This window comes from Rhodococcus sp. 2H158 (assembly GCF_053764755.1).
Genome location: NZ_JBSNCE010000033.1, coordinates 32,950 through 58,056, shown reverse-complemented (window position 1 = coordinate 58,056; position 25,107 = coordinate 32,950). Strand labels below are relative to the sequence as shown.

Sequence of the window (25,107 nt, the reverse complement as noted above, 5' to 3'; positions counted from 1 at the left end):
AGCGGTCGCGAACTGTCCCAGATCCGGACAGGGATCCTCGTCGCGGCAACCGGCGCGGCGCGCGATCACCCGTGGGTGACTACTCGCTGGTGAATCCGAACAGAGTCAGCTTCCGGTACAGCGACGACCGCGAGATTCCCAGCGCGCGCGCAGCCTGCACACGGTTGCCTCCGGTTTCCCGCAGGATCTTGGCGATGAGATCCCGTTCGGCGGACTCGACCGCGTTGAGTTGCCTGCGCGGACCGTGTCGGCACCATTCGGGCAGGTCCTCGACGGTGATGGCGCCCGCAGGCCGTTGCGCGACGGCGCTCCGCAGTGCCGCCTCGACCTCGTGGATGTTGCGCGGCCACGGATAGCGCGCCAGCACCCGCATGGCGTCGGGAGCGACCGCTCGGCTCTGCGATCCGCTGATCTTGCGGAGCACCTGTGCCACGACCCCCGCGATGTCGTCGGTGCGATGCCGCAGCGCAGGAACGTGCACGGTCCGGTCGAGCGCCGCCAGCAGCGGTGCCAGGGCCTCGGACGGCGGCTCCTCGGACTCCTCCATGGTGGCCACGACGAATATGTGCTCGGGGACCGGTTCCGCCAGGGTCTCGGCCAGGGTCGTCGTGAGCGGGGCGGGCATGGCCTGGATGTTGCGCAGCACGTACAGGGTGGGGTTGGTGGAGGAAACCGTGAGCCCGGACAGGTCGGTCTCGCTACCGTCCACGAGGATGCTCCGCCCCCCGGCGTAGAGGGAGTGGAAGATCTCCGACGCGAGAGACGCCTTCCCCGTGCCCGGTTCGCCGGTGAGGAGCAACTTCGCCCCGGCGGACAGGGCCTCCTCGATCTCGTTGCAGGCGCGCATCCACAGCGCGGAGGAACCGCTCGAGCGGAGACGATCCGTGCCGGCAGCGGCCAGACCGACCCGCCCGGAGTGCATCCGGTGCTCGCGGACGCGGTTCGGAACGGACGGAAGCGGTGCCGCGGCCGCGGCCGCCTCGGAGACCTCGACGAGGTATCCGGCGGTGTCCTCGCCCGCCAGGATCCGGGTCGCGCGAACCCGGACGGACAGGCCGGTGCCCAGCTCGACCAGTTCGTCGATGCGCGCGCGGTGCCCGATGACGTAGTCGACGTGTTCACCGACACGGCGTTGATCCTCCGGCGCGAGGAGGGTGTGGGCGAGCGGATTCGCGAGCGACATCGCGCTCCCGATCGCCATGAGGGCCGTGCCGCCGCGAGCGTCGGCCCGCACGAACGCGTCGAACAGCGCGTGCTGGCGGGCGCTCCGGTCCCGGAACAGATTCTGTTCGATCTCCGCCGCCGCGGTCCGCACGACGGTCGTGAGCAGCGGCGAGGAATGCTCGGTGAGGCAGCTGATGTCGATGACGCCGGCGACGCGTCCGCTGAACGGGTCCCGGATCGGCGCCCCGGAGCAGGCGAACGGCTGGAACCGTTCGTGGAAGTGTTCGGCGCCCTCGATCTGCACCGGGCGCCCGGATTCCAGCACGGTGCCGACGCCGTTCGTCCCGATCTGCCCCTCGCAGTAGTCGAATCCCGGTGCGAGGGAGACATGGTCGAGCAACCGTCCGATGGCGCGGGCCCCGTCGAGTCGCATCAGCACCTGTGCCTTGGCGTCGGTCAGAGCGATGCTCACCGGGACGTCGACGGTCTCCTCCGCGAGGCGGTCCAGGACTGGCAGCGAGCACTGGACCAGCCGAGAGGTCCGGTCGACCTCCCCCGCGAACCGGACCTCCCCACCGGACGGTCGCACGCCCGCCGCGGCGGAACGCCGCCACGACGCGGACACGACGGAGGAGACCAGCGAATCGTCCGGTTCGCCGGAGTCGAGGAATCCGGCCCGGGCGACCGCTACCCTCAGCCGTCGGTCCGCGCTCTTCATCGGGCGCCTCGCCCCGACACTGTCGTGATGCACGTCACGCCTCCAGGGTAGCGTCCGCCCCCGGGCCGGTGCCGCTCCCCGCGGCACCGGCGTGCAGGTCGTCCACGTTCAGGCACCGTGGCCGTCGAGCCGGGCCAGCCGGGCGAGCACCGTCTCCGGGACCGCATCCGCCGGCAGGTGCGCGAGCCGGAACACGCCGCGGGCGTCCGGTACGGCAGCGTCGTCGGCGACCCAGTACTCGGAGCCCAGGACGTCACCCTCGTGCTCGCCGATCGAGACGGTGTCCTCGCCGCGCAGTCCGATCTCCCACCGGTAGTGCGCGGCCACATTCGTCACAGGCACGTACGACTGCGGATCGACCGGCGGTAGCGCGGCGGCGTCGGCGCCGGGCGCGATCCGCTCGTCGAGCAGGACCGCCGAGACCGGCACCTCGGCGAAGCCGCGCAGCCAGTCGGCGACGTACATTGCCGCGGCCTCGACGCGGTCCGCGTCCAGGTCCGCGACGTCTCCGGGGTGGGTCGCCGCCAGCCAGGCCCGCGGCGAGGGGATCTGCAGCACCAGCGGCAGCCGGGTCGTGCCGGCCACGGTGGCGGCGAGCGTCGCCACGGCGCGGGCGGTCGCGGCGTCCGCCAGCAGTGCCCGCAACGCGTACCCGGTCCGGGACCGTGCGGCCATCGCCTCACGCAGGCGCGGGTCGTCCGCCGCGAGGCGGTAGTACTCGCCGAGATCGAGCAACGTGACGTCCGGTCGCAGGAGCCCGTGGGCCTGGTTGAGGAAGTTCGACAGCGCGGTGGGATCCTCCCAGGGCACCGGGTTGCCGCGGAGCAGGACCCGGCGGCTGTAGTCGAGATGGTCGACGACGAGCGGGACCCGGCGCCCGGAGACCGGCGCGTCGAGTACGGCGGGAAACGAGATTGTCATGATTCTGACTCCAGGGAGTGGGTGCCCGCACGGTGAGGGGAGCACACGTGCGGGCACCCGGCTTGGGTGGATCCGGTGGCCGGAGCCGGCCGGCACCGGCTCCGGCTCCGGCTCCGGCCGGCTTCAGGACTTGCGGTGGACGATCTCGCCGTGCTTGGACTCGAGTTCCTTCACCCGGGCCGTGAGCTCGGCGATCTTCAGCTCCCGCCGGTCGGGCATCATGATGATCGGCATCTTGTCGATCGTCGTGGTGACCCGCTCGGCGCCGTGGACGGTGAAGTGCGTGGCGGTCAGTTCCTCGGTGTCGCCCCAGGATCCGTAGTACAGCAGGTCCGCTGGCGGTTCGGGCGTCACGAACTTCTCGACGAACTCGCCGTAGGGCACACCGCGGGAGAGCCGGTCGCGCCGCATCGACGCACGCAGCGTCTCCGTGGCGTCGACGTCCACGACGAACGTGTCCGGTGCGTACACGACGCCGTAGATGTCGTGCGCCACCTTCGCGGAGATCCGGTCGATCTCGAGATCCGCGACCACGTCCTCCGGGGCGCGTTCGAGCGGATCTCCGTACCCTCCGCCCGTGCCCTGCGAAATCATGTACAGCTCACCGTCCTTGGCGACGTCGAACTGCAGACCCATGTGGCTGGTGCTGTACTCGGCGCCCTCGAAGGGCTGTTCGTTCATCACCTTCTCGATGGACAGGTCGAACCGTTCCGGGTTGCGGCGCAGTTCGTCGTAGACGTTGACGCCCTTGACCGTCGCGAGCGGGTAGGTGTTGCAGCCGTACCCGCCGAACTGTCCGCTGATGGAGGAGAACTTGGCGCCGGAGGTCACCGTCATGAAGCCCCACAGCGGGGTGCCCTCGGCCGCCACGATCATCTCGTAGCCCATGCCGCCGCGGTACTTGCCGAAGCCCTGGTTGTCGCGGACGATCCGCTTGCTCACCAGCTGCATGAAGGGCACCTCCTCCTCCATGACCTCCTGCTCGGCCGTGTCGGCCATCGCGCAGAAGAGCGGGGAGACCGCGTCCTCGCCGTCCCGGAACGCCTTGGCGCCGCCACCCATGCCGTTCAGGTCGGCGCACAGGTTGCCGACCTGGTCGCCGTGCTGGGTGACCCCGCCCCACAGGAAGGTGTTGATCTGGTTGAACCAGGGCGCGATGACGTTGGAGAACTTCTCCGGGTTGGAGAACTGCAGCTTGGCCCAGGGATTCTGGAGCGCCGAGAAGCCGCGGAAGGAGGCCTGCAGCGACTGGCCCATGGGGGCGTCGTAGCCGGCGTCGGACCACGTGTGCTCGTCGGAGATGATCTCGATCGGGCTCATCGCGGAGGTGCAGCGCGGCAGGTCCGGCCACCAGAACGCGAGGATGGCCTGCATCATCATCGACTTGACCGAGCACAGCGGCGAGTTGATGGCCCGGTTCAGGATCTCCGGTCCGCTGCCCCGCAGGTCGATGGTCATCTTGTCGCCCCGGACCGTGATGGAGCAGGCGAGCTTGATGAGGATGTTCTCCTTGAGGGTGGAGTCCATGAACTGGTTGAACCGGACCGTGCCGTCGGGCAGTTCCCGGATGCGCCGGCGCACCTCGGCCTCGACGTCCTCGACGGTGATCCGCAGCGCCGCGACGAACGTCTCCACGCCGACCTCGTCGATGATCTTGTCGACGCGTTCCTGGATGCGCTGGACCGCACCGATCTTCACCTTCAGGTCGGCCAGCTGGAGCTTCGGGTCGCGGACCGAGTGCTGCAGGAAGGTGAGCAGGTCGCGGCGCAGCTCGCCGCGCTCGACGATCTTGAACGGGCTCATCCGCAGACCGTCGTCGAACGGGGTCTCCGAGCCGGAGGGCATGCCGCCCGGTTCGCAGGCGCCGTTCTCGCCCTCGTGGATCGTGGCGGCCACCCAGGCGATGATGCGGTCGTCCCGGATGATCGGCATGATCATCGACTGGTCGGTGTTGTGGACGTTGCCGAAGCGGGCGTCGTTGTGGATGAACCCGTCGCCGGGGTGGATTCCGACGGTCGGCTCGTCCTGCCAGTACTTCATGATGTACCGGATGGGGTGGTGCAGGATCGCGGAGAAGGCGATCACGCCGTGGCAGGACAGGTAGGTGACGTCCCCGGCCGCCGTGTAGATGGCCGTGGTGAGGTCGCCCCACTTGGCGCCCGGCGCCGCGCCCATCGCCTCGCACATCTCGAAGCCCTCGTCGAGGGCGCCCGCGAGGCGCTTGCGGATGCGGTCCACCTGGAGGGGGTCGACCCCGTCGGCGAGGCATTCCTGCTCGAACTCGCTGCGGGAGGTGATGTGGTGCGAACGCATGATCTCCCGGTCCGGCCCGAGGAACAGCGTCGTCTCGTCCATGAAGTCGTCGACCCACTGCTGCTCCTGCTCGTTCAGCGAAGCGGTTGCGAGGCGCTGCTCCGCAGCGGCTGCGAGGTCGTCGTGAAGTGCGGTCATGGCTGTGTCTCCTGTGTTTCTGCGCTAGTCCTTGAGGAACCAGACGGCGCCCTGCGGTGAGGGTTCGAGGCGCCAGCCCGGCTCGACGAGGTAGGTCGTGTTCTCGGTGGTGACGATCGCCGGACCGGGAATCACGTGGTGGTGACTCAGCGCGTCGGCGTCGTAGATCGCGGTGGTGATCGCCCGGGGATGCGCGACGAAATGGACGTCGCGGTGCCCGACCGGCGTCGGCAGCGTCCGCTCCCCGTCGTGGTGCAGGGAATCGAACTCGACGGTCTCACCGTTGACGTAGGACGCGACCCGGATGGTCTGGACGCGGATGCCGGCCTCGGGTGCGGCCGACCCCTCGCCGTAGCGCTTGGAGTAGATGTCGGAGAACGTACGGATCAGGTCGAGCACGTCACCGACACCGTGAATCCGGTTGATGTCGAAGGCCACTGCCGTCGTCACGAGCTGGTTGCCGTAGCGCAGGTCCATCTCGAGGCGGTGCTCGATCGCCCCGTCGCCGACGCCCTGACGCCGCAGATCCTCCGCGCCCCGGGCCTCGAGCGCGGCGACGATCTCGTTGAACTCGTCGTAGCTGTCGTAGAGCCCGCGGGTGGTGGCGTTGTAGAGCACCACGTGGACGCCGCGCTCGTGGATGTGCAGCTGCTTCATGTTGCCGGCGCCGCAGGCGGAGAACACCGAGGAGAACGGCGGGGCGAGGATCTTGCGGATGCCGGCCTGGTCGGCGATCCCGCACGCGTGCAGCGGGCCGTTGCCGCCGTACGCGAGCATCGTGAAGTCCTCCGGCAGATAGCCGCGCACCCGCAGCTCCTTGGCGATGCCGATCGCCATCTGCTCGTCGACGGACCGCTTGATGACCTTGGCGACGTCGATGACGTCGAGGTCGAGCTCGTCGCACAGCTGTTCCTCGACGGCGAACACCGCCCGCTTGCGGTTGAGCTTGATGAAGCCGTTGGCGTAGTTGTCCGGATCGAGGTAGCCGAGCAGCAGGTCGGCGTCGGTCACCGTGGGGCGCAGCCCGCCGCGGTCGTAGCAGGCCGGACCGGGGTCCGAGCCGGCGGACTCGGGCCCGAGCCGGACCGAGTGGTGGATCCGGTCGTAGCTTGCGATGGAACCACCGCCGGCACCGAGGGTTTCGAGGTGGATCATCGGGACCGAGACCAACCAGCGGTCGATCGTGGGCTGGAAATCGTAGTGCTTCACGCCGCCCGCGGGTACCAGCCCGATGTCGAAGGACGTGCCGCCCATGTCGGTGGTGATGATGTTGCCGATGCCCGAGGACTCCGACAGATGCTCGGCGGCACTGACACCCGCGACGGGACCCGAGTGGATGGTCTGCAGGGCATCGGTCGAATTCATCTGGGCCATGCCGCCGGAGTTGTGGATGATGAGCATCGGCTTGTCGTAGCCCGAGTCGCGCAGGTTGTTCGCGAGCTGGCTCATGGCGTGGAACATGATGCCGTGCAGGAAGCCGTCGACGATGGTGGACGTCGCGCGGACGTACTCGCCCTTGCGCCCGGAGACCTGGTGGCCGAGCAGCACCGGGATCGCGCCGAGCTGATGCTCCGGGTACTCCTCCTGGATGATCTCCATGATCCGCAGCTCGTGGGTGGGATTCTCGGTGGCGTTCACCAGCGACACCACGAGCGCCTGCGCACCGGCGTCGACGAGTTCGCGCACCATCGTGCGCACGTTCCGCTCGACGAGCGGGACGACGATGTCGCCGGCGGAATTGACCCGCTCCTGGACCGACCGGATCAGGCTCCGGTGGACCAGCGGTTCGGGCCGCTCCGCGGCCGGCAGGTTCTGCTGCATCGACGGATCGAGTCCCTCGCCGTATCCGCGGCCGCGGGAGAGCGGGATGGTGTCCTCGAAGCCGTGGGTGACGATGGCACCGACGCGCGGGCCCTTGCGCTCGATGAGGGCGTTGGTGCCGAGCGTGGTCGCGTAGCGGACCGAATCCACCTGGGACAGGACGTCGTCCCGGTCCAGTTCGGCTCGGCGGCAGGCGAGGTCGAGTGCCTCGTTGAAGCCCTGCGCGAGGTTGTGGTGGGTGGTGAGGGCCTTGGCCTCGACGTACTTGTCGTCCCAGGCGAAGAAGCAGTCGGTGAAGGTGCCGCCGATGTCGACGGAGATTCGTTTCATGGTGACGAGGTTCCTTGCGGGTCGCGGTGACTAGTGGTGGTTGTGGCGCCGGCCTTCGAACTCGCCCTCGGCGTCCTGGCCGGGGCCGTACGTGACGACCTGTCCGGGATCGGTGCCGCGTTCGAGCCACTGGGCGCGCAAGGCGTCGACGTCCCATTCCATGTCGACGGTCGGGGGGTGTCCCGGCGGGATGTACTCGGTCTCGATCTGGGTGCCGCAGCCGGGGCAGTAGTACTCGAGGATGCGGCAGTAGGACGGGTCCGGCGAGAAGGTGAACTCGTAGCGGTCGGGATCGATGATCGGCTGGTGGATCTCGCGCGGGTCGCGGTCGTAGACCAGGGTGCCTTCCTTGTAATTGCCGCGGGCGCTGCCGAGTTCGTGCCGGCACACCCGGCACACCCACAGTTCGCTGTCGAGGTCGATGACCAGGTATTCGGTCATGGGGATCTGCATGTCGTGCATCCTTCGAACGAGCCTGCGGTCGAACAGGCTTCGGGCTCTGTCGGTCAGTGGGTGTCGGTGAGCAGCAGGTCGCCGCCGGCGGTGACGTCGAACTTCCAGCCCTCCTGCACGCGGGCGGTGAAGAAGGGGCCTTCGACGATGGCCGGACCCTCGGCGCTGGCGCCGGGCTCCTGGTCGGCCAGCGTGAACACCGGAACCGCCCGTCGGCCGTCGGCTCCGAGCACGGTGCGCTCCCCGGCCGCCCGGGGATCGCGGGCCTCGGCGAAGGAGCCGTGCGGGAGCTCGATCCGGTTCATCCGGCGGGTGGCCACCAGGGTCAGCGCGGTGGACGCGCCGGGGAGGAGCTCGACGCACTCACCGGGTTCGTACGACGCCTCGTCGACCGTGGCCCCGTGCGCATCCTCGGTGGTCAGGGTCCAGGACAGCTCGCAGTCGGTGAGGGCGTGCCCCTCCTGGAACATGTCCCGTTCGGCCTTGGCCAGCAGGTCGGCCACGGCCGCGGCGAGCGTCGCCTCCGCCGTGTCCGCGACGTCGGCCTCGTAGCTCTGCCCGATGTCGGAGAACCCGATCCCGAAGGCGGAGAACACCGCAGCGAGCTTGGGGACGAGCACGCTGCGCACGCCCGCGACCCGCGCCGCGCCACACGCACTCATCGGGCCGGCGCCGCCGAACGCGGCGATGGTGGTCTCGTCGGCCTCCGACACCGCGGGCGCGACGGCGTTGCCCATCGCGGTGAAGTACGCCTGCTCCATCGCCAGCAGCGCCTCGTCGAGGGTGAGGCCGAGAGGTTCGGCCACCGTGGCGGTGACGACGGCGCGGGCCCGGTCCGCGTCGAGGGTGAAGTCGCCGTCGAGGTAGGTGGTGGGGTCGAGGACGCCGAGGAGGAGGTTGACGTCGGTGATGGTGGCGGACGTGCCGCCGAAGCCGAAGCAGGCCGGTCCGGGTGCCGCACCGACACTTTCCGGTCCGACGGTGATCGCCCCGTCGGTGACGGTGATGACGGAGCTACCGCCGATGCCGGCCGACTCGACGTTCGACATCGGGAAGGAGGTCGGGATGCCGGCGATGGAGCCGCGGCGGTCGGTGAGGATCTCCCGCCCGGCCACCGTGCCGATGTCGGTCGTGGTGCCGCCGACGTCGATCATGAGAACGTGCTTGAGGCCGTAGATCTCGGCGAGCGCCCGGGTGCCTTCGAGGCCGCCGCGGGGGCCGGACGAGTACGTCTTGAGGGCCACGGACTTCGCGACGCGCGAGGAGGCGCCGTCGTTGCGGTAGATCAGCAGCGGGTTCTTGACGCGGTGGTCGCGCAGCCGGTGCTCGGCGTTGTAGAGGAACCGCTCCATCGTTGGGTGCAGGAACGTGTTGATCACGGCCGACCAGACCCGCCGGGCCGGGGTGCGGTCGGTGGTGAAGTCCCACGAGTACAGGAACGGAACCGAGCCGAGCAGGTGGCGCGGGAACTTGCGCAGCAGGATGCCGCGCAGCTTCCGCTCGCGTCCGTCGTCGGTGTCCCCGACGGCGACGACGATGCGGGCGGCGCCGTCGGTGGTGAGACGGTTGACCCGGGCGACCAGCTCCCCTTCGAGGTCCGCGGCCTCGGCGTCGACGACGGCCACCCGGGCCCCGACGAGGTCGTCGAACAGCGCCTGCTGCTCGGGGGTGCGGCGCAGCTCGTCGACGAGGGCGGCCGAGTCGGTGATGATGCCGATGCGGGGGCCCTTGCGCTCGACGAGCGCGTTCGTCCCCTGCGTGGTCGAGTAACGGATGTGCGCCGTCGAGTGCAGCAGTGCAGGCAGGTCCTCGGCTCCGTAGATCTCCTTCGACACCTTCGTCAATCCGTCGAACAGGCACTGCGACAGATCGAACGGTGTGGTGAGGGTCTTGGTGAAGCTGAATTCGTGGCCGTCCCAGGCGCAGATGTCGGTGAGCGTGCCACCGTTGTCGATGTTGATGAGTCTGTCCATCGGGTGTCCCCCGTTTCGGGTTGCGGTGATGCGGTTCGAATGAGGAAGAGCATGCGTCCGGACCCGGGGATGTGAAGTGTGCCACTTTCGGACACCCGCTATGACGTGGCTCATCTCCCGCCTTCGGACGCCCCTCGACCTGCGGATTCGAGCGCGCGTCGCCGGAACGGGGCCGTTCGGCCCCCGAACCGGCGGGAGGGGTGGGCGGCTCCCGCGGACGGGGAGTGTCCGGAATTGGGACGGTGCGCCGGCGGGCCACGCCGGCGGGACACCAGCACCCGCGGCGGCCGGTGCCGGCCGCCGTCGATCCACGCGAAAGCCCTTTCGAGACAGCGTATTCGGTGGCGCCCGACGCTCGGGGGTGGCGACGAGAGGCCACGGCGGCACCTACCGTAAGGTCGGCTCGGTGACACCGCTCGAACTGTTCCTCGTCGCCCTGGCCGGGCTGGGCGCCGGCGCGATCAACGCGCTGGTCGGCTCCGGGACCCTCATCACCTTCCCGACCCTCGTCGCCTTCGGGCTGCCGCCGGTGACCGCCACAATGTCCAACGCGGTCGGGCTCGTCGCGGGTGGGGTGTCGAGCACGTGGGGGTACCGGCGGGAGCTGCGCGGACAGTGGCCCCGGCTACGGTGGCAGATCCCCGCGTCGGTCTCCGGCGCGGTCCTCGGATCGTGGCTGCTGCTGAACCTGCCCGAGTCGGCCTTCGAGACGATCGTGCCCGTCCTGCTCGTGCTGGCGCTGCTCCTCGTCGTGTTCCAGCCGAAGCTGCAGCAGTGGGTGCTGCGCCGCTCCGGCGGCCCGGCGGAGCAGATCGGCCCCGCCCGGATGACGGCGCTGATCGTCGGCACCTTCGCAGTGGGCGTGTACGGCGGCTACTTCACGGCCGCGCAGGGCATCCTGCTGATGGGCCTGTTCGGAGCGCTGCTGCACGATCACATCCAGCGGCAGAACGCCGCGAAGAATCTGCTCTCGCTGCTCGTCAACGTCGTGGCCGCCACCGCCTACACGCTGGTCGCGTTCGACCGGATCGACTGGACGGCGGCGGCGCTGATCGCCGTGGGCTCGCTGATCGGCGGCGCACTCGGTTCCCGGTACGGCCGCCGGCTCTCGCCCACGGCGCTGCGTGCCGTCATCGTCGTGGTCGGGTTGATCGGCTTGTACCGGCTGCTGGCCTGAGCGGTCGGTGACACACTCGAACGGTGAGCGACGAACCCACACCCGCGCCGGTCTGGAACTACCTCATGGACATGGACGGTGTCCTGGTCCACGAGGAACACCTGATTCCCGGCGCCGACGCGTTCCTGACCGAGCTGCGCGAGAACGGCACGCCGTTCATGGTGCTCACCAACAACTCGATCCGCACTCCGCGGGATCTGCGGGCCCGGCTGCTGCGCACCGGGCTCGACGTCCCGGAGAAGTCGATCTGGACGTCGGCGCTGGCGACTGCGACGTTCCTGGCGAATCAGCGCCCCGGTGGCAGCGCGTACGTGGTGGGCGAGTCGGGGCTGACCACGGCCCTGCACGACATCGGGTACGTCCTCACCGACAGCGATCCGGACTACGTCGTCCTGGGGGAAACCCGCACGTACTCGTTCGAGGCGATCACCACGGCGATCCGGCTCGTCGAGCGGGGTGCCCGGTTCATCGCGACCAATCCGGATCCGACCGGGCCGTCGCGGGAGGGCTCGCTTCCCGCCACCGGGGCCGTCGCGGCCCTGATCACCCGGGCGACGGGCCGCGAACCGTACTTCGTGGGCAAGCCCAACGCCCTGATGATGCGGTCCGCCCTGCGCGCGATCGGCGCGCACTCGGAGCACACGCTGATGATCGGCGACCGCATGGACACCGATATCGTCTGCGGCCTCGAGGCGGGCCTGCAGACACTGCTGGTCCTGACCGGCATCTCCACCCGCGAGTCCGTGGAGATGTTCCCCTACCGGCCCACCCGCGTCATCGAATCGATCGCGGAACTGGTGGGGCGCACCGCGAATCCGTTCTGAGCGGCATCGAGCGGGCGGTTCCGGCGCCGAAGGGGAGGTTGTCGCGCATGCCACTCGGGCGATGCCGCAACAACCTCCCCGTCACCGTTCACACATGACGTCACTGCCCGGCCCCCACCGGACCGGGCAGCGACGACGCCCCGCCGACGAGAGGATGAGGTTCTCGTCGGCGGGGCTGCTCACCTCTGAAGGCGCCTCGCTCAGCCGATGCTGAAGGGCTGGCCCCAGAGGGTGACCTGCTGGACCACGTTGCCGGTGTCCACAGTGACCTTCACATAGCTCCGCGCCTGGGCATAGCCGGCACACCCTTCGACATTCATCGTCGAGTCGGTCCAGCTCACGCTGCCGTTGGCACCATTGAAGGCGTTGAAGAACACGTGCGATTCGGCACCGAAGGCATCCGGTACGGTTCGGTCGATGACGCGGTAGTCCACGGCTTGGCCGGGGCCGAGAGCGACCTGGCCGCTGTTCGAGATGCCCGGGGTGACCGATCCCTCGCCGGAGATGAGATTCGCGGAACCCTTCAGATCCGCACCGGCAGTGGCGTTACCACCGAAAGTCAATTGGCAAGCCACGATGTATCCGGGCTGGATACGGTTCTTTGCATTCTTGACGTTGCCGCCGTTCAACTGGACCTTCGCATCTCCAGAGACCCACACATTGCGGTGCAGCGGCGTAGAGCCCATCGACGGCGAGATGTTCGCGCGCTCGTTGGTGAGGTCGATCGTGACCTCAGTGCCATCCGCGAGGGTCTCTGTGATCGAGCCACCCGGCAACGGAACGAACGTGTCGGCGTTCGCCGTGCCGGCGGTAGCAAATCCGAGGGCAACAGCAGCAGTGGCGGCGATTCCCGCCGCCTTCAGGCCGTTGGTGATGCTGGTCTTCATGTTCTCTCTCTCGAGGTTCGATGCTCGCGCAGGCGAGGAGTGAGGGGCAGAGGTGCGACTCGATCAGCCGATGCTGAACGGCTGGCCGTACAGCGTGGTCTTGGAGTAGTTGTCACCCGTGACCTCGAGGACCGTGTACGAGCGCGCCTGCGCCATGCCGCCGCAACCCTGAACCTCGATCTGAGCGTCCTGGTAGTCGATGGTGTAGGAACCGTCCTTCTTGATGTCCTTGGCCTGCACAGGCACGAACTTCACCTGACCGGCGGCAATCGGAACACTCAGCGAACCGGACAGGCCACCGCCGAGCTTGCTCGGATCGAGGGACGTATTGAATCCGAGATTGCCCTTGAGACCGGTGATGTCCATCTGGCAACCGACGATGTAACCCGTGGTGAGACGCGGAACACCGTTGGTGGAGGTGCCTTCGGTGCCCTTCGCGGAAGAGATACCACCGTTGGTCGGCGTGGCCTCGAGGTTCGCAGGCAGGCCCTTGACATCGGCCGTGATCGTGCCGGACACCCATGCCACGCGACCTGCGCCGTTCGCAGCCAGCGACGGCGAGATCAGTGCGCTCTCAGCGGTCCGCTTGAGGGTGGCATTCCCGTTCGACGCGACAATCTCGCCGTCCGGCAGCGGAACGAAGGTGTCGGCGCTGGCCACACCCGCGGACAGGAACCCCATGGTGATCGCGGCGGCAGCAGCGACGCCACCGATGCGGGCGCCGCGGCGGAAGCCGGACGTGTGCTTCTTGCTCAATTCATTCCCCTACTCAGGTGTGCGGTTACCCGGGCGCCCCCGGGCACGACTCGTCGCGCGGCCATTTCGTGACCGCCGCGGTCGATCATGTGTGTCAGTTGGTCAGGTCGGGGCGAAACCCAGGCTGGGTTCTCGCGCTGGCGGATTCAGGTGTCGTTTGGCATTCGCCCCGAAGGGCACTGTGGACCGACACCCCCGCTCGGACCCCAGTTCGTGACGGAACGATAACACGCATGATTGAAAGGGTCACTAAACAGTTACGAGTGTGGTCCACATCACACGTGGCACGAATCGGGCAAACGGGGAAGTACCCGGAGCACTCACCGGTGTACGACGTGCAGAGTCCCACACAGTGAGACTTACTCTGCGGTAAGAAATTACGACGCGGCATACCCATTGGTAAGAAACTGTTCATCTGATCGTCCGCAGCGGAAGGGGAATACCCGCCACGGTCAATGTCACCGCCTCCGACTCGGCGGCCACCCGCGCGTTGAGCCGCCCGAGCAGGTCGCGGAACAGCCGGCCGGACGCCGTCGGCGGCACCACGCCGCTGCCGACCTCGTTGCTGACCGCCACCACCGGCACGGCACACGAACGCCACGCGCCGAGCAACTCCACGACGTCCGCCTCGACCGCGGCGACGTCGCCGCCCGACCACACGTCGTGACGGTCCAGGCGGGCGGTGAGCCAGGTCCCCAGGCAGTCGATCAGCAACGGCTCGCGCGACCCGCGCAGTACGGATGCCACGTCGTCGGTCTCCACCGTCGTCCACGACCGCGGCCGACGGGCGCGGTGCAGCGCCACCCGCTCGGCCCATTCCGCGTCGCCGTCGCGCGTGCCGCCGGTCGCCACGTACGTCACCGCCGGGAACGATTCGAGCAACTCCTCGGCGTGCCGCGACTTGCCGGAGCGGACACCGCCGAGTACCAGGGTGCGCTGCGTCGCAGCGGCTTTGCCGGTCGTTTGTCCCACCGTCGTCACCTCACCGTCGTCGCCCGGTCGCGCCCCGCAGGCCGCCAGGCGGATCCGCAACTGCGCGACCGGCGGGTTGTGGTGCCCCAGATGCACGGCCACCACATCGGTCCGCTCGGTCACCGCCCCGCACGCGCGCAGCGCCCCCACCGTCTCGCCGAACGCGGGCAGCGTGTGGTGCGCATCCCCCAGATCGATGCGGTCACCGAAGGTCTCCTCCAGGAAGACCGCGTCGTACCCTGCGCCGGCGACCCGGTCGAACCAGTCCGCGGGCAGCGGGCCGGTGTCGCACGCCCACAGCAGCCGGTCGCCGCCCGGGCCCTGCACGTCGTAGAGCACCGAGTCTCCCTCGCTCAGGACCCGGTGGGCGGCGGGCAGGACCCGCACCCGGTACTCGCCCACCGTCAGCGCGTCCCCGGCCGCGACGGGCACGAACCGCACCGCGTCGGTGGGACCCACCCAGTCCCGGCACTGGTCCAGCGCCTCGGGGGGTCCGATCACCTCGATCTCGAAATCCGCTGTCGCCCAGGCACGGAACAGCAGCGCCTGCGGGCCGAGATGGTCGGGATGCGAATGGGTGAGCAGGATGTGCCGCACCCCGGCGAGGGTGCGGCCGTGGCGCAGGGCCGCGCGCGGCGCCTCGGGTCCGCAGTCGAGCATGAGGACGTCGTCCACCAGTGCCGCCGTCTGCCCCCGTATCTCGCCGCGGGCCGCCGCGTCCGAGCACGATGCGCACGTGCAGAACGGATTCGGCCAGCCGTCGGCCGCACCCGTGCCCAGCAGCAGCACCTCCATCACGAACCCTCCGATCCGGTTCGGCCGGAACAGCTCCCGCGAACCGGCACGACGGCCAGTCCCGAACCGGGGCGGTCCAGCACCTCGACGCGCGCGCCGTACACGTCGGCGATGCGCCGGGCCGTCAGCACCTGCCGGGGCGAGCCGTCGGCGACGACGCGGCCGTCGGCGAGCAGCACCAGCCGTCCGCCGTACAGCGCCGCCGAGGTCAGGTCGTGCATGGCCGCGAGGACGGTGAGCCCGTTCTCCGCGCGCATCGACTCCACCAGGTCCAGCACGTGCTGCTGGTGGCCGATGTCGAGGGCGCTGGTGGGCTCGTCCAGCAGCAGCACCTTCGGCTCCTGCGCGAGTGCGCGCCCGAGCACCACCCGTTGCAGCTCACCGCCGGACAGCTCGGTCGCCGGCCGCGCGGCGAGTCCGCGCAGGTCGAGCCGGTCGAGTACCGACTCGACCACCTCGCGGTCGTGCGCCGACTCGGTCGCGAACCGCGGCATGTGCGGGGTGCGGCCGAGGCGGATCAGGTCGGCGACGGTCATGCCCTCGGGCACCACCGGCCGCTGCGGCATGAGCGCCACCGTCCGGGCCATCGCCCGGCGTCCGGCGTGAGCGGGGTCCAGGCCGCCGACGCGGATCCGGCCGGTCGCGGGCACCAGGCCCGCGAGCGCGTGCAGCAGCGTGGTCTTCCCACCGCCGTTGGGCCCGACGAGGGCGACCCACTCCCCCTGTCCGACACGCAGGTCCACCCCGTGCAGGACGGTCTTGCCGCCGCGGTCGACGCTCAGGCCGTGGCAGTCGACGGCGTTCACGACACCCCCCGATGCCGGCGCAGCACGACCAGGAAGAACGGGGCGCCGACGGCCGCGGTCACCACGCCGATGGGCAGTTCGGCCGGGGACATCACGGTCCGGGCCAGCACGTCCGCCAGGACGAGGAAGGCGGCCCCGATCATCAGCGACAGCGGCAGCAGCAGCCGGTGCCCCGGACTGACGAGCAGCCGGATCGCGTGCGGCACCACGATTCCGACGAAGCCGATGAGCCCGCTGGCGCCGACCACGGCGGCGGTGCCGAGGGTGGCCACGCACACCAGGACCAGCCGGACCCGGGCCGGGCTCACGCCGAGGCTCGCGGCCTCCACGTCGCCGACCGCCATCACGTCGAGCATCCGGCGGTGCAGCAGGATGACCGCGGCGGACACCACCACGTACGGCAGCACAACGACCACGTCGGACCAGCCGTCGGTGCTGAGGCGGCCGAGCAGCCACGTGTACACCTGCCGCAGGGTCTCGTCGTAGAGCTGCTGGACGAACGTCTGCGCCGCGTTGGCGAACGCCGCGACCGCGACGCCGGCCAGGATGATGACGACCTCCGAACGCATCCCGCCGACGCTGCGCCCGAGCGCGTACGTGGCGGCGACGGCCACCAGGCCGCCGGCGAACGCGGCGACCGGCACCCCGGCGGCGCCGAGCACCCCGCCGAGCGCGATCGCGAGGGTGGCGCCCAGGCCCGCCCCGCTCGACACACCGAGCAGGTACGGGTCGGCCAGCGGGTTGCGGAACACCCCCTGGTAGGTGGCACCCGCGATGGCGAGCATCGCGCCGACCAGCGCGCCGAGCGCCACCCGCGGCATCCGGATGTTCCACAGGATGGCCTGCTGCCGCGTCGTCAGTCCGGAGTCGACGTCGACGAACGGCAGGGCGTCGATCAGCTCGAGGAACACGCCGCGCACGGTGAGCCCGGCGGGGCCGACGAGCACCCCGATATGCAGCGCGACCACCAGGACGAGGGCTGCCGCGCCGAGCACCAGGGCCGGGTGGCGCGCGGCGCGGGTCACCGGGTGGGCTGCGCGGCGGGTTCGGAAGCGGGCGCGGCGGCCACGATCGTCCCGAGGTGCCGCACGAGGTCCACGACCCGGGGTCCCCAGCGGCTGGCGACGTCCTCGTCGAGCACGTGGACCTGGCCGGACCGGACGGCCGTCAGCTCGCCCCAGCCGGCGCGGGCGGCCACGGTGTCCGGGGTGACACCGCAGCACTGCCCGTCGGCGAGGAAGATCAGGTCGGGGTCGGCGTCGAGGACGTACTCGGCGGACAGTTGCGGGTAGGCGTCGGCTCCGGCGGCGTCGCCGATCGAGCGCAGGCCGAGCATCGAGTAGATGCCGCCGACGAAGGTGCCGCCGGTGACGCTGTAGTAGGTGTCGTCGAGTTCGTGGTAGTAGGTCAGCGGGGCCGGGCGCGGGGGCAGCCCGGCGACGACCTCGTCGATGTCGCTGCGCATCGAGGCGACGAGTGCGGCCGCGTCGCCGACGTGCCCGGTGGCGGCGCCGAGCTGCTCCATCTGCGTGTACGCCTCGTCCAGGGTGGTGGCGGCGGGCAACAGCAGCGTGGGGACGCCGGCCGCTTCGAGGCCGGAGACGAGGTCGCCGACGTCGTCCATGGCGACCACGAGGTCCGGTTCGTAGCCGAGCACGGCCTCGACGTTCGGCGAGTATCCGGACAGGGCGGTGACGGGCGCCTCCGCGGGGAAATCGGACTGGTCGTCGACCGCGACGACCTGGTCGCCGGCGCCGACGGCGTAGAGCATCTCGGTGGCGGTGGGGCTGAGGGAGACGATCGATTCGGGGACCGCGTCGAGGGTGATCGCGCCGTCGCCGGAGCCCACGGTGACCGGGAAGGTCCCGTCGCCGGACGGCGCGGAGGCCGGCTCGGATCCGCCGCTCGAGCCGCACGAGGCGGCGAGCAGGGCGAGCGCGGCGAGTCCGGTAGCGAACAGCCGGCGGGCGGGCGCAGTGGGGGCAGGCACAGCCATCCTCCGTGAGGCGGAGGACGAAAACAGCACGGCTGCAACGGATCACCGTTGCGGCACGACACCGTCCTTCGTCCGAGGACCAGTACGTGACCGCCGCGCCGGCCGACCTGACTCGTCCGGCAGCGCGCTGCCGGCCTCACAGTTGCGGGACAGTGCCGGATTACACCGGACTTCACCGATACGCTGCGGCACCCCGCCGGCAAGCGGGGTCACCGCAGCGTATCGCAGGACGCCGGGTCCGGGGACGGCGGCCCGACGCCGTCTTCGACCGGTTCCCCACCAGGTGACCCCATCGGAGGACGTCGACACCGTCAGTGCGCCGAGCCGCGCTTCTTCCGTTTCGGAATCAGGTGCGCGATCAGGACGATGATCGCACCCACGACGAGCCCGACGAGTGCGGACACCACGGTCCCGGCAGTCCAGGACAGCACACCGCCGAAGCCGCCGTGCACGAGCTCGCCGAACCAGTGTTCGAGATCGTGGAGGCGATCGGCCGGCCAATGGAATCCTGCCTCGCCGACGTTGACGAGCAGGATGTGGCCACCGACCCACAGCATCGCGGCGATCCCGACCACGGTGAGCACCGTCATCACCTTCGGCATCGCGGCCACGAGCCCCCGCCCGAATCGTCGACTGAACGACGATCGGCGTCGGGCGAGCGACAGGCCCACGTCGTCCATCTTCACGATCAGCGCGACCGCGCCGTACACCAGGGCGGTGATGAGGATCGCGACGACGATGAGCACCAGCAGCCGGGTGAGGAACGGCTCGTCCTCGACCGACGCCAGCGAGATCACCATGATCTCGGCCGACAGGATGAGGTCGGTGCGGATCGCGCCGCTGACCATCGACTTCTCGAACTCCGGCCCGCTCTGCTCCGCGGTCGCGTCCTTGTCGTGATGACCGCCGGTGAGCGCTTCGTAGACCTTCTCGGCCCCCTCGTAGCACAGGAACAGACCACCGGCGATCAACAGGTAGGGCAGCGCCTGGGGCAGGAACTGGCTCAGGAGCATCGCCACCGGCAGGATGATCAGGAGCTTGTTGCGGATCGACCCGGTCGCGATCTTGCGGATGATCGGCAGTTCACGATCGGGGGTGAACCCGTGCACATAGCGCGGGGTGACGGCGGTGTCGTCGACGACGACACCGGCCGCCTTGACGCCGGCCTTGCCGGCCGCGGCGCCGATATCGTCGATGGACGCCGCGGCCGCCTTCGTCAGCGCCGCGACGTCGTCCAACAGGGCGACGAGACCACCAGCCACGGGAACCTCCCACAGTTCGGCTGTGCAGAGCCGATCGAACGACACGCAGTTGCGGGTCGACACGTACGTTACCGAAGCACACCCGACCACCGAGCCGGCTCTCCTTCGGTGTCCGGTACGGCCGGTGTCAGCGACTCGGCGGCCCCAGGGGGCGCATCAGAGTCCGCGATGCCGGCACGGCCTCGACGTGGCCGCCGCCTCCGACGTGGCCGCGGGCTACTTCAGCGCCTGCTCGAAGTCCTCGAGCAGGTCCTCCGGATCCTCGAGCCCCACCGACAACCGGACCACACCGTCGGACAGGCCGATCGCGGCCCGGCCCTCCGGTCCCATCGCCCGGTGCGTCGTCGTCGCGGGATGGGTGATCAGCGACTTGGCGTCGCCGAGGTTGTTGGAGATGTCGACGATGCGCAGCCCGTCGAGCAGTTCGAACGCGCGCTTCTTGCCCTCGCCCTCCGGGGCGTCCAGTTCGAAGGTCACGACCGTGCCGCCGCCGCTCATCTGGGACCGCGCCAGGTCGTATTGCGGGTGCGACTCGAGGAACGGGTACTTGACCCACTTGATCGCGGCGTGGTCCTGGAGGAAACGGGCGATCCGCCCGGCCGACTCCACCGAGTGCCGGATCCGCAGCGGCATCGTCTCGAGGCCCTTGAGCAGGGTGTGGGCGTTGAACGGGCTCAGCGCCGGGCCGGTGTGCCGGATGAGCTGCTGCACCGGGCCGTCGATGTAGTCCTGCGGGCCGAGGATCGCCCCGCCGAGCACGCGGCCCTGGCCGTCGATGTGCTTGGTGCCCGAGTACACGACGATGTCGGCGCCGAGCTCCAGGCTGCGCTGCAGCAGCGGCGTGGCGAAGACGTTGTCGAGCACCACCTTGGCACCGGCGGCGTGGGCCATCTCGGAGACCCGGCGCACGTCGACGAGGGTCTGCATCGGGTTCGACGGCGTCTCGAAGAAGACCGCGGTCGTGGGCACGGACAGCGCCTGTTCCCACTGGTCGAGGTCCTCGCCGTCGACGAACACCGTCTCGACGCCCCAGCGGGGCAGGATCTCGTTGCACACCACGAAGCAGGAGCCGAACAGGCTCCGGGCCGCGACCAGGCGATCGCCCTTGCCGAGCAGCGCGGCGAGGGAGGTGAACACCGCCGACATGCCGGAGGCCGTCGCGTAGCAGCCCTCGGCGCCCTCGAGCAGCCGCAACCGCTCCTCGAACATCTTCACGGTCGGGTTGCCGTACCGGGAGTAGACGAAGTGGTCCACCTCGCCCGTGAACGCCCGCTCCGCGGCCTCGGCCGATTCGTAGACGAAACCGGAATTGAGGTAGATCGCCTCGGAGGTCTCCTCGAATCCGGACCGCATGGTGCCGCCGCGCACGCCGAGCGTGGCGGGACGCACCGATGCCGGCAGCGGCCGCTCGAAGGCGCCGCCCCTGGGAATTGCGCTCACGACTGCCTCCACGGCAGGCCCGCGGCCCGCCAGCCCTCGGCTCCGCGATGCCTCTCGACATCGAGGCCGCCTTCGAATCCTTCGACGATGTTGTACGACGGGGCCAGGCCCGCCGCGGTGGCCGCTTCCGCGGCCGCGATGGAACGCTGCCCCGAGCGACACAGGAACACGATCGGCCCGCCGGTCACGCCGGCGTCCTTCAGCTGCTCGACGAACCCCCCGTTGCGGGTGCCGTCCGGGTAGCGCACCCACTCGACGAAGACGGTGCGGCGCCCGATGGGGGAGGTCTCGGGGACCCCCACGTATTTCCATTCGGCGTCGGTACGCACATCGACGAGCACGGCGTCCGGGTTCTCGCGCAGCAGCTCCCACGCTTGCTGCGGCGTTATATCACCTGCGTAGCTCACCGCACCAGCTTTTCACAGTTCACGGCGAGCCGACCAGGCGGGCGGGTGGCGCCGGTCCCCGATCAGAAGGTGCAGACCCGCCAGACGTCGTCGATCCGGACGAACTGCCACGTGGCGGTCTGCTCGTTCCCGTCGAACCGGGCGCGCACGTCGGCGGTTCCCCGGTCGCCGTCCGTTTCGACGTTCTCGACGCCCTCGAGCTGCACCTCGCCGTCGACGCCGGCCAGCGGGGCCCGGTCGGCAGGGAGCCCCTCGCAGCGCAAGCGGTCCTGCGCGGGGGCGTCGCCGGCGTTGTGCGCGCGGACGTAGTCGTCGACCGTTCGCACGACGAGCTCGGTCCCGGAGGTGCTGCTGTCCGACGGTGACACCAGCTGGGCGACGAACACCCCGACGACGAGCACCACGATGATCGCGAGCGCCGCGAGGAACGGCGTCGCGCTGCTGCGGTCCGTTTCGTCCGGGTCGGGTTCGGGTGCGCGTTCGGCTGCCATGGGGCGATCCTAGGCCGCGCGGGCACGGCCCCCCGCGGGCGCATTTGCCCCAATAAACCCTCTTGAGGTAGGAATTGCCCATGGCCTCTACGCACCTCGTTCGACGTCTCGCCGTCGACCTGTGTCGAGTGAGCGCCCACATGTGTTGTCGCTGAAGCGATTTCTCGTCACGCCCGGTTCGTCGCGCAGTTTCTGCCGCTCCCGCGTGCCCATGGCAGCCACCCCTGCCGGCTCCCTTCCTCAATTAAGCTGAACCACGTCCGTCCGCACACCGAAGAGGTAGTTGACCCCTGATGACCGATCAGACTCGTCCCCTTCGCGTCGCGATCGTCGGTGCCGGCCCCGCCGGTATCTACGCCGCCGATGCGCTCATGAAGTCCGACACCGAGGTCAGCATCGACCTGTTCGAGCGGATGCCCGCCCCGTTCGGTCTCATCCGCTACGGCGTGGCCCCGGACCATCCGCGCATCAAGGGCATCATCACCGCGCTGCACAAGGTGCTCGACAAGCCCCAGGTCCGGCTGCTCGGCAACCTCGACTACGGCACCGACATCACCCTCGACGACCTGCGCCGCTTCTACGACGCGGTGATCTTCTCCACCGGCGCCAACGCCGACCGCGCCCTGAACATCCCCGGCATCGACCTCGACGGCAGCTACGGCGCCGCCGACTTCGTCTCCTGGTACGACGGCCACCCGGACGTGCCCCGCAACTGGCCGCTCGAGGCCGAGAAGGTCGCCGTGCTCGGCGTCGGCAACGTCGCCCTCGACATCGCCCGGGTGCTGGCCAAGACCGGCGACGAGCTGCTGCCGACGGAGATCCCCGCCAACGTCTACGAGGGCCTGAAGAACAACAAGGCCGTCGAGGTGCACGTGTTCGGCCGCCGCGGTCCCGCCCAGGCCAAGTTCACCCCGCTCGAGCTGCGTGAGCTCGACCACTCGCCCACCATCGAGGTCATCGTCGATCCCGAGGACATCGACTACGACGAGGGCTCGGAGGCGGCGCGCCGCAATTCCAAGCAGGTCGACATGGTGGCCAACACCCTGCAGGACTGGGCCATCCGCGACGTCGGCGACCGCCCGCACAAGCTGTTCCTGCACTTCTTCGAGTCCCCGTCCGAGATCCTCGGCGAGGACGGCAAGGTCGTGGGCCTGCGCACCGAGCGCACCGAGCTCGACGGCACCGGCAACGTCCGCGGCACCGGCAAGTTCCGTGACTGGGAGGTCCAGGCCGTGTACCGGGCCGTGGGCTACCTGTCGCAGAACATCGCCAAGCTGCCGTTCGACGAGCAGGCCGGCACCGTGCCCAACGAGGCCGGACGCGTCGTCGCGGACGACGCCGCCGAGGGCACCGCCCGCTACCTGCAGGCGACCTACGTCACCGGCTGGATCAAGCGCGGCCCCGTCGGCCTGATCGGCCACACCAAGGGCGATGCGAACGAGACCGTCGCGAACCTGCTCGCCGACCGGGCGCAGGGGCTGCTGGGCACCCCCGAGGACCCGTCCGAGGACGCGATCGTCGCCTTCCTCGAGGACAAGCAGCTGCCCTACACCACCTGGCAGGGCTGGTACCGCCTCGACGCGCACGAGCGCAGCCTCGGCGAGGCCGAGGGCCGCGAGCGCGTCAAGGTCGTCGAGCGCGAGGACATGTTCCGCGCCTCGGAGCCGCACAAGGCCTGACGCCACCCGCTCCCCCGCCGTGGCCGAATGTCACATCGATTCACTTGGATCGACACGATGTGACATTCGGCCACAGCCGTATCCGGAGGCTGCGACGTTCAGGTGAGCAGCACCGCGCCGAGCCACACGCCGGCGGCGACGAGACCGCCGAGCAGCTCGACGAGGATCGACAGCGCCACCGCCTTGGTCGCGTGCACGGTCGAGAGCCAGGCGTCGCGGTGGGTGCGGTGCCGCTGCACCTCGGACAGGTACGTGCCGAGCAGGAAGCCGAGCAGCAGACCGATCACCGGGACGACGAAGAAGCCGACGATGCCGAGCAGGCCACCGGCGACGATCGAGCGGGTCGGCACCCCGGCGCGGCGCATCCGCCCTCCCGGCCACGTGTACTTCACGATGCCGGTGACCAGCAGGGCCGTCGTCGCGACGGCGAAGACCGTCCACGCGACGGTGCCACCGGTGAGGACGGCCCACGCCGCGATCGCCCCGAAGATCAGCAGGGTGCCCGGCAGGATCGGCACGACGATGCCGACGAGGCCGACGAGGATCGCGAGCCCGACGAGGACCTCCGCGCCGGCGGTCACGGCGCCACCGGCCGCACGCGCGACGCCGCCTCGACCGCGCGGGCCCGCGCGGTCTCGACGTCCGGGCCGGTGGACACCGCCACCCCCATGCGACGACGGACGAACGACTCGGGCTTGCCGAACAGCCGCAGGTCCGTTTCGGGCACCGACAGCGCGTCGGCGACGCCCTCGAACGCGATGCCGGCGGCGTCGATGCCGCCGTAGATCACCGCCGACGCCCCGGGCGCGAGGAGCGCGGTGTCGACGGGCAGGCCCAGGATCGCGCGGGCGTGCAGCTCGAATTCGGAGTAGCGCTGCGAGCGCAGGGTCACCAGGCCGGTGTCGTGCGGGCGGGGGCTCACCTCGGAGAAGAACACGTCGTCGCCCGCGACGAACAGTTCGACGCCGAAGACGCCGCGGCCGCCGAGCGCGCCGGTCACCGTCGCCGCGATCTCCCGGGACCGGGCCAGGGCCCGCTCGCTCATCGGCTGGGGCTGCCAGGACTCGACGTAGTCGCCGGCGCGCTGCAGGTGCCCGATCGGTTCGCAGAAGAACGTCTCGACCTCCCCGGACGGCCCGACGGCGCGGACGGTGAGCTGGGTGATCTCGTACTCGAAGTCGACGAAGCCCTCGACGATGACCCGGCCGAGGTCGACGCGCCCGCCGGCGAGCGCGTAGTCCCAGGCGGCGGCGATCTCGTCGGGGGTGCGGACCGTGGACTGGCCCTTGCCGGACGAGGACATCACCGGCTTGATCACGCACGGGAAGCCGACCTCGGTCGCGGCGGCGCGGACCTCGTCGAGGGATTCGGCGAAGCGGTACGGGGAGGTGGGCAACCCGAGTTCCTCGGCGGCGAGGCGGCGGATGCCCTCCCGGTTCATGGTCAGCCGGGTGGCGCGCGCGGTCGGGATCACCTCGGCGAGACCGCGTTCCTCGACGATCGCGAGCGCGTCGGTGGCGATCGCCTCGATCTCGGGCACGACCAGGTGGGGTCGTTCGGCCTCGACGAGCGCGAGCAGGGCCTGCGGGTCGCTCATGTCGACGGTGTGCGCGCGGTGCGCCACCTGGTGCCCGGGCGCGTTCGGGTACCGGTCCACCGCGATCACCTCGACACCGAGCCGTTGCAGCGCGACGACCACCTCCTTGCCGAGCTCACCGGCGCCGAGCAGCATGACGCGCAGGGCGCCGGGAGTGAGCGGGGTGCCGATTCGGGGTGAGACCATG

At 70.0% G+C, this 25,107-nt stretch carries 21 protein-coding genes and 1 riboswitch; of the genes, 3 read left to right on the top strand and 18 right to left on the bottom strand.

Translation table 11 applies throughout. The features are described from left to right. Nucleotides 1-79: 79 nt before the first annotated feature. The 6 genes from ACWPOB_RS24985 to ACWPOB_RS24960 form a co-directional block, all read right to left on the bottom strand. Nucleotides 80-1,882: a sigma-54-dependent Fis family transcriptional regulator gene (locus tag ACWPOB_RS24985; RefSeq protein ID WP_455402468.1), complete on the bottom strand. Its 1,803-nt coding sequence runs from the start codon at nt 1,880-1,882 to the stop codon at nt 80-82. A gap of 108 nt (nt 1,883-1,990) precedes the next feature. Then, nucleotides 1,991-2,803, bottom strand: a complete 813-nt coding sequence (locus tag ACWPOB_RS24980; RefSeq protein ID WP_455402467.1) for a hypothetical protein — start codon at nt 2,801-2,803, stop codon at nt 1,991-1,993. Between the two features lie 123 nt (nt 2,804-2,926). Further along, nucleotides 2,927-5,254: a hydantoinase B/oxoprolinase family protein gene (locus ACWPOB_RS24975; RefSeq protein WP_455402466.1), complete on the bottom strand. Its 2,328-nt coding sequence runs from the start codon at nt 5,252-5,254 to the stop codon at nt 2,927-2,929. 24 nt (nt 5,255-5,278) lie between these two features. Then, on the bottom strand, nt 5,279-7,405 hold the full coding sequence (locus ACWPOB_RS24970) for a hydantoinase/oxoprolinase family protein (RefSeq protein ID WP_455402465.1): 2,127 nt from the start codon (nt 7,403-7,405) through the stop codon (nt 5,279-5,281). Between the two features lie 30 nt (nt 7,406-7,435). Beyond that, complete coding sequence (locus ACWPOB_RS24965) at nt 7,436-7,858, bottom strand: acetone carboxylase subunit gamma (RefSeq protein WP_100056693.1); 423 nt, start codon at nt 7,856-7,858, stop codon at nt 7,436-7,438. A 53-nt stretch (nt 7,859-7,911) separates the two neighbouring features. Next, the gene (locus ACWPOB_RS24960; protein WP_455402464.1) at nt 7,912-9,831 is read right to left on the bottom strand and encodes a hydantoinase/oxoprolinase family protein; all 1,920 of its coding nucleotides are present in this window, start codon (nt 9,829-9,831) and stop codon (nt 7,912-7,914) included. A gap of 406 nt (nt 9,832-10,237) precedes the next feature. Here ACWPOB_RS24960 and ACWPOB_RS24955 point away from each other — a divergent pair, with 406 nt between their 5' ends. Further along, nucleotides 10,238-11,008, top strand: coding sequence for a sulfite exporter TauE/SafE family protein (locus ACWPOB_RS24955; RefSeq protein WP_455402463.1), 771 nt, complete (start codon nt 10,238-10,240; stop codon nt 11,006-11,008). A gap of 65 nt (nt 11,009-11,073) precedes the next feature. Further along, nucleotides 11,074-11,832, top strand: a complete 759-nt coding sequence (locus ACWPOB_RS24950) for an HAD-IIA family hydrolase (protein WP_044476465.1) — start codon at nt 11,074-11,076, stop codon at nt 11,830-11,832. A gap of 200 nt (nt 11,833-12,032) precedes the next feature. Here ACWPOB_RS24950 and ACWPOB_RS24945 read toward each other — a convergent pair whose 3' ends face one another. From ACWPOB_RS24945 to ACWPOB_RS24900, 10 genes are all read right to left on the bottom strand, one after another. Continuing rightward, nucleotides 12,033-12,719 (bottom strand): MspA family porin, encoded by a 687-nt coding sequence (locus ACWPOB_RS24945; RefSeq protein ID WP_455402462.1) that lies wholly within the window; start codon nt 12,717-12,719, stop codon nt 12,033-12,035. 63 nt (nt 12,720-12,782) lie between these two features. Beyond that, nucleotides 12,783-13,475, bottom strand: coding sequence for an MspA family porin (locus ACWPOB_RS24940; RefSeq protein ID WP_455402461.1), 693 nt, complete (start codon nt 13,473-13,475; stop codon nt 12,783-12,785). Between the two features lie 411 nt (nt 13,476-13,886). Further along, on the bottom strand, nt 13,887-15,242 hold the full coding sequence (locus ACWPOB_RS24935; RefSeq protein ID WP_455402475.1) for a bifunctional adenosylcobinamide kinase/adenosylcobinamide-phosphate guanylyltransferase: 1,356 nt from the start codon (nt 15,240-15,242) through the stop codon (nt 13,887-13,889). Further along, nucleotides 15,242-16,048 (bottom strand): ABC transporter ATP-binding protein, encoded by an 807-nt coding sequence (locus tag ACWPOB_RS24930; protein ID WP_455402460.1) that lies wholly within the window; start codon nt 16,046-16,048, stop codon nt 15,242-15,244. The genes ACWPOB_RS24935 and ACWPOB_RS24930 overlap by 1 nt, the downstream gene beginning before the upstream one ends. Next, entirely contained in the window at nt 16,045-17,073 is a 1,029-nt protein-coding gene (locus tag ACWPOB_RS24925) for a FecCD family ABC transporter permease (RefSeq protein WP_455402459.1), read from the bottom strand. Before ACWPOB_RS24925 ends, ACWPOB_RS24930 begins: the two co-directional genes overlap by 4 nt. Further along, entirely contained in the window at nt 17,070-18,044 is a 975-nt protein-coding gene (locus ACWPOB_RS24920; protein WP_455402458.1) for an ABC transporter substrate-binding protein, read from the bottom strand. Before ACWPOB_RS24920 ends, ACWPOB_RS24925 begins: the two co-directional genes overlap by 4 nt. A gap of 80 nt (nt 18,045-18,124) precedes the next feature. Further along, nucleotides 18,125-18,267: riboswitch (cobalamin riboswitch) on the bottom strand. An 88-nt stretch (nt 18,268-18,355) separates the two neighbouring features. Further along, nucleotides 18,356-19,306, bottom strand: a complete 951-nt coding sequence (locus ACWPOB_RS24915; RefSeq protein WP_455402457.1) for a DUF808 domain-containing protein — start codon at nt 19,304-19,306, stop codon at nt 18,356-18,358. Between the two features lie 216 nt (nt 19,307-19,522). Beyond that, entirely contained in the window at nt 19,523-20,746 is a 1,224-nt protein-coding gene (locus ACWPOB_RS24910; RefSeq protein WP_455402456.1) for an O-succinylhomoserine sulfhydrylase, read from the bottom strand. Then, the gene (locus ACWPOB_RS24905) at nt 20,743-21,153 is read right to left on the bottom strand and encodes a rhodanese-like domain-containing protein (RefSeq protein ID WP_455402455.1); all 411 of its coding nucleotides are present in this window, start codon (nt 21,151-21,153) and stop codon (nt 20,743-20,745) included. The genes ACWPOB_RS24910 and ACWPOB_RS24905 overlap by 4 nt, the downstream gene beginning before the upstream one ends. A gap of 62 nt (nt 21,154-21,215) precedes the next feature. After that, nucleotides 21,216-21,644: an Rv0361 family membrane protein gene (locus ACWPOB_RS24900; RefSeq protein ID WP_100057314.1), complete on the bottom strand. Its 429-nt coding sequence runs from the start codon at nt 21,642-21,644 to the stop codon at nt 21,216-21,218. A gap of 293 nt (nt 21,645-21,937) precedes the next feature. Between ACWPOB_RS24900 and ACWPOB_RS24895 the strand changes: the two genes are divergently transcribed. Beyond that, a complete protein-coding gene (locus ACWPOB_RS24895; protein WP_100057315.1) occupies nt 21,938-23,323 on the top strand; it encodes an FAD-dependent oxidoreductase in 1,386 nt (461 codons plus the stop codon). Nucleotides 23,324-23,421: 98 nt separating this feature from the next. Here the strand turns inward: ACWPOB_RS24895 and ACWPOB_RS24890 are convergent, their stop codons facing one another. Together ACWPOB_RS24890 and purT are read right to left on the bottom strand one after the other, a co-directional pair. Continuing rightward, nucleotides 23,422-23,904, bottom strand: coding sequence for a DUF456 domain-containing protein (locus ACWPOB_RS24890; RefSeq protein WP_100057316.1), 483 nt, complete (start codon nt 23,902-23,904; stop codon nt 23,422-23,424). Beyond that, nucleotides 23,901-25,106 carry a formate-dependent phosphoribosylglycinamide formyltransferase gene (gene purT, locus ACWPOB_RS24885; protein ID WP_455402454.1) on the bottom strand — a complete coding sequence of 402 codons (1,206 nt, stop codon included), beginning with the start codon at nt 25,104-25,106 and terminating at the stop codon, nt 23,901-23,903. The genes ACWPOB_RS24890 and purT overlap by 4 nt, the downstream gene beginning before the upstream one ends. Nucleotide 25,107 lies beyond the last annotated feature (1 nt).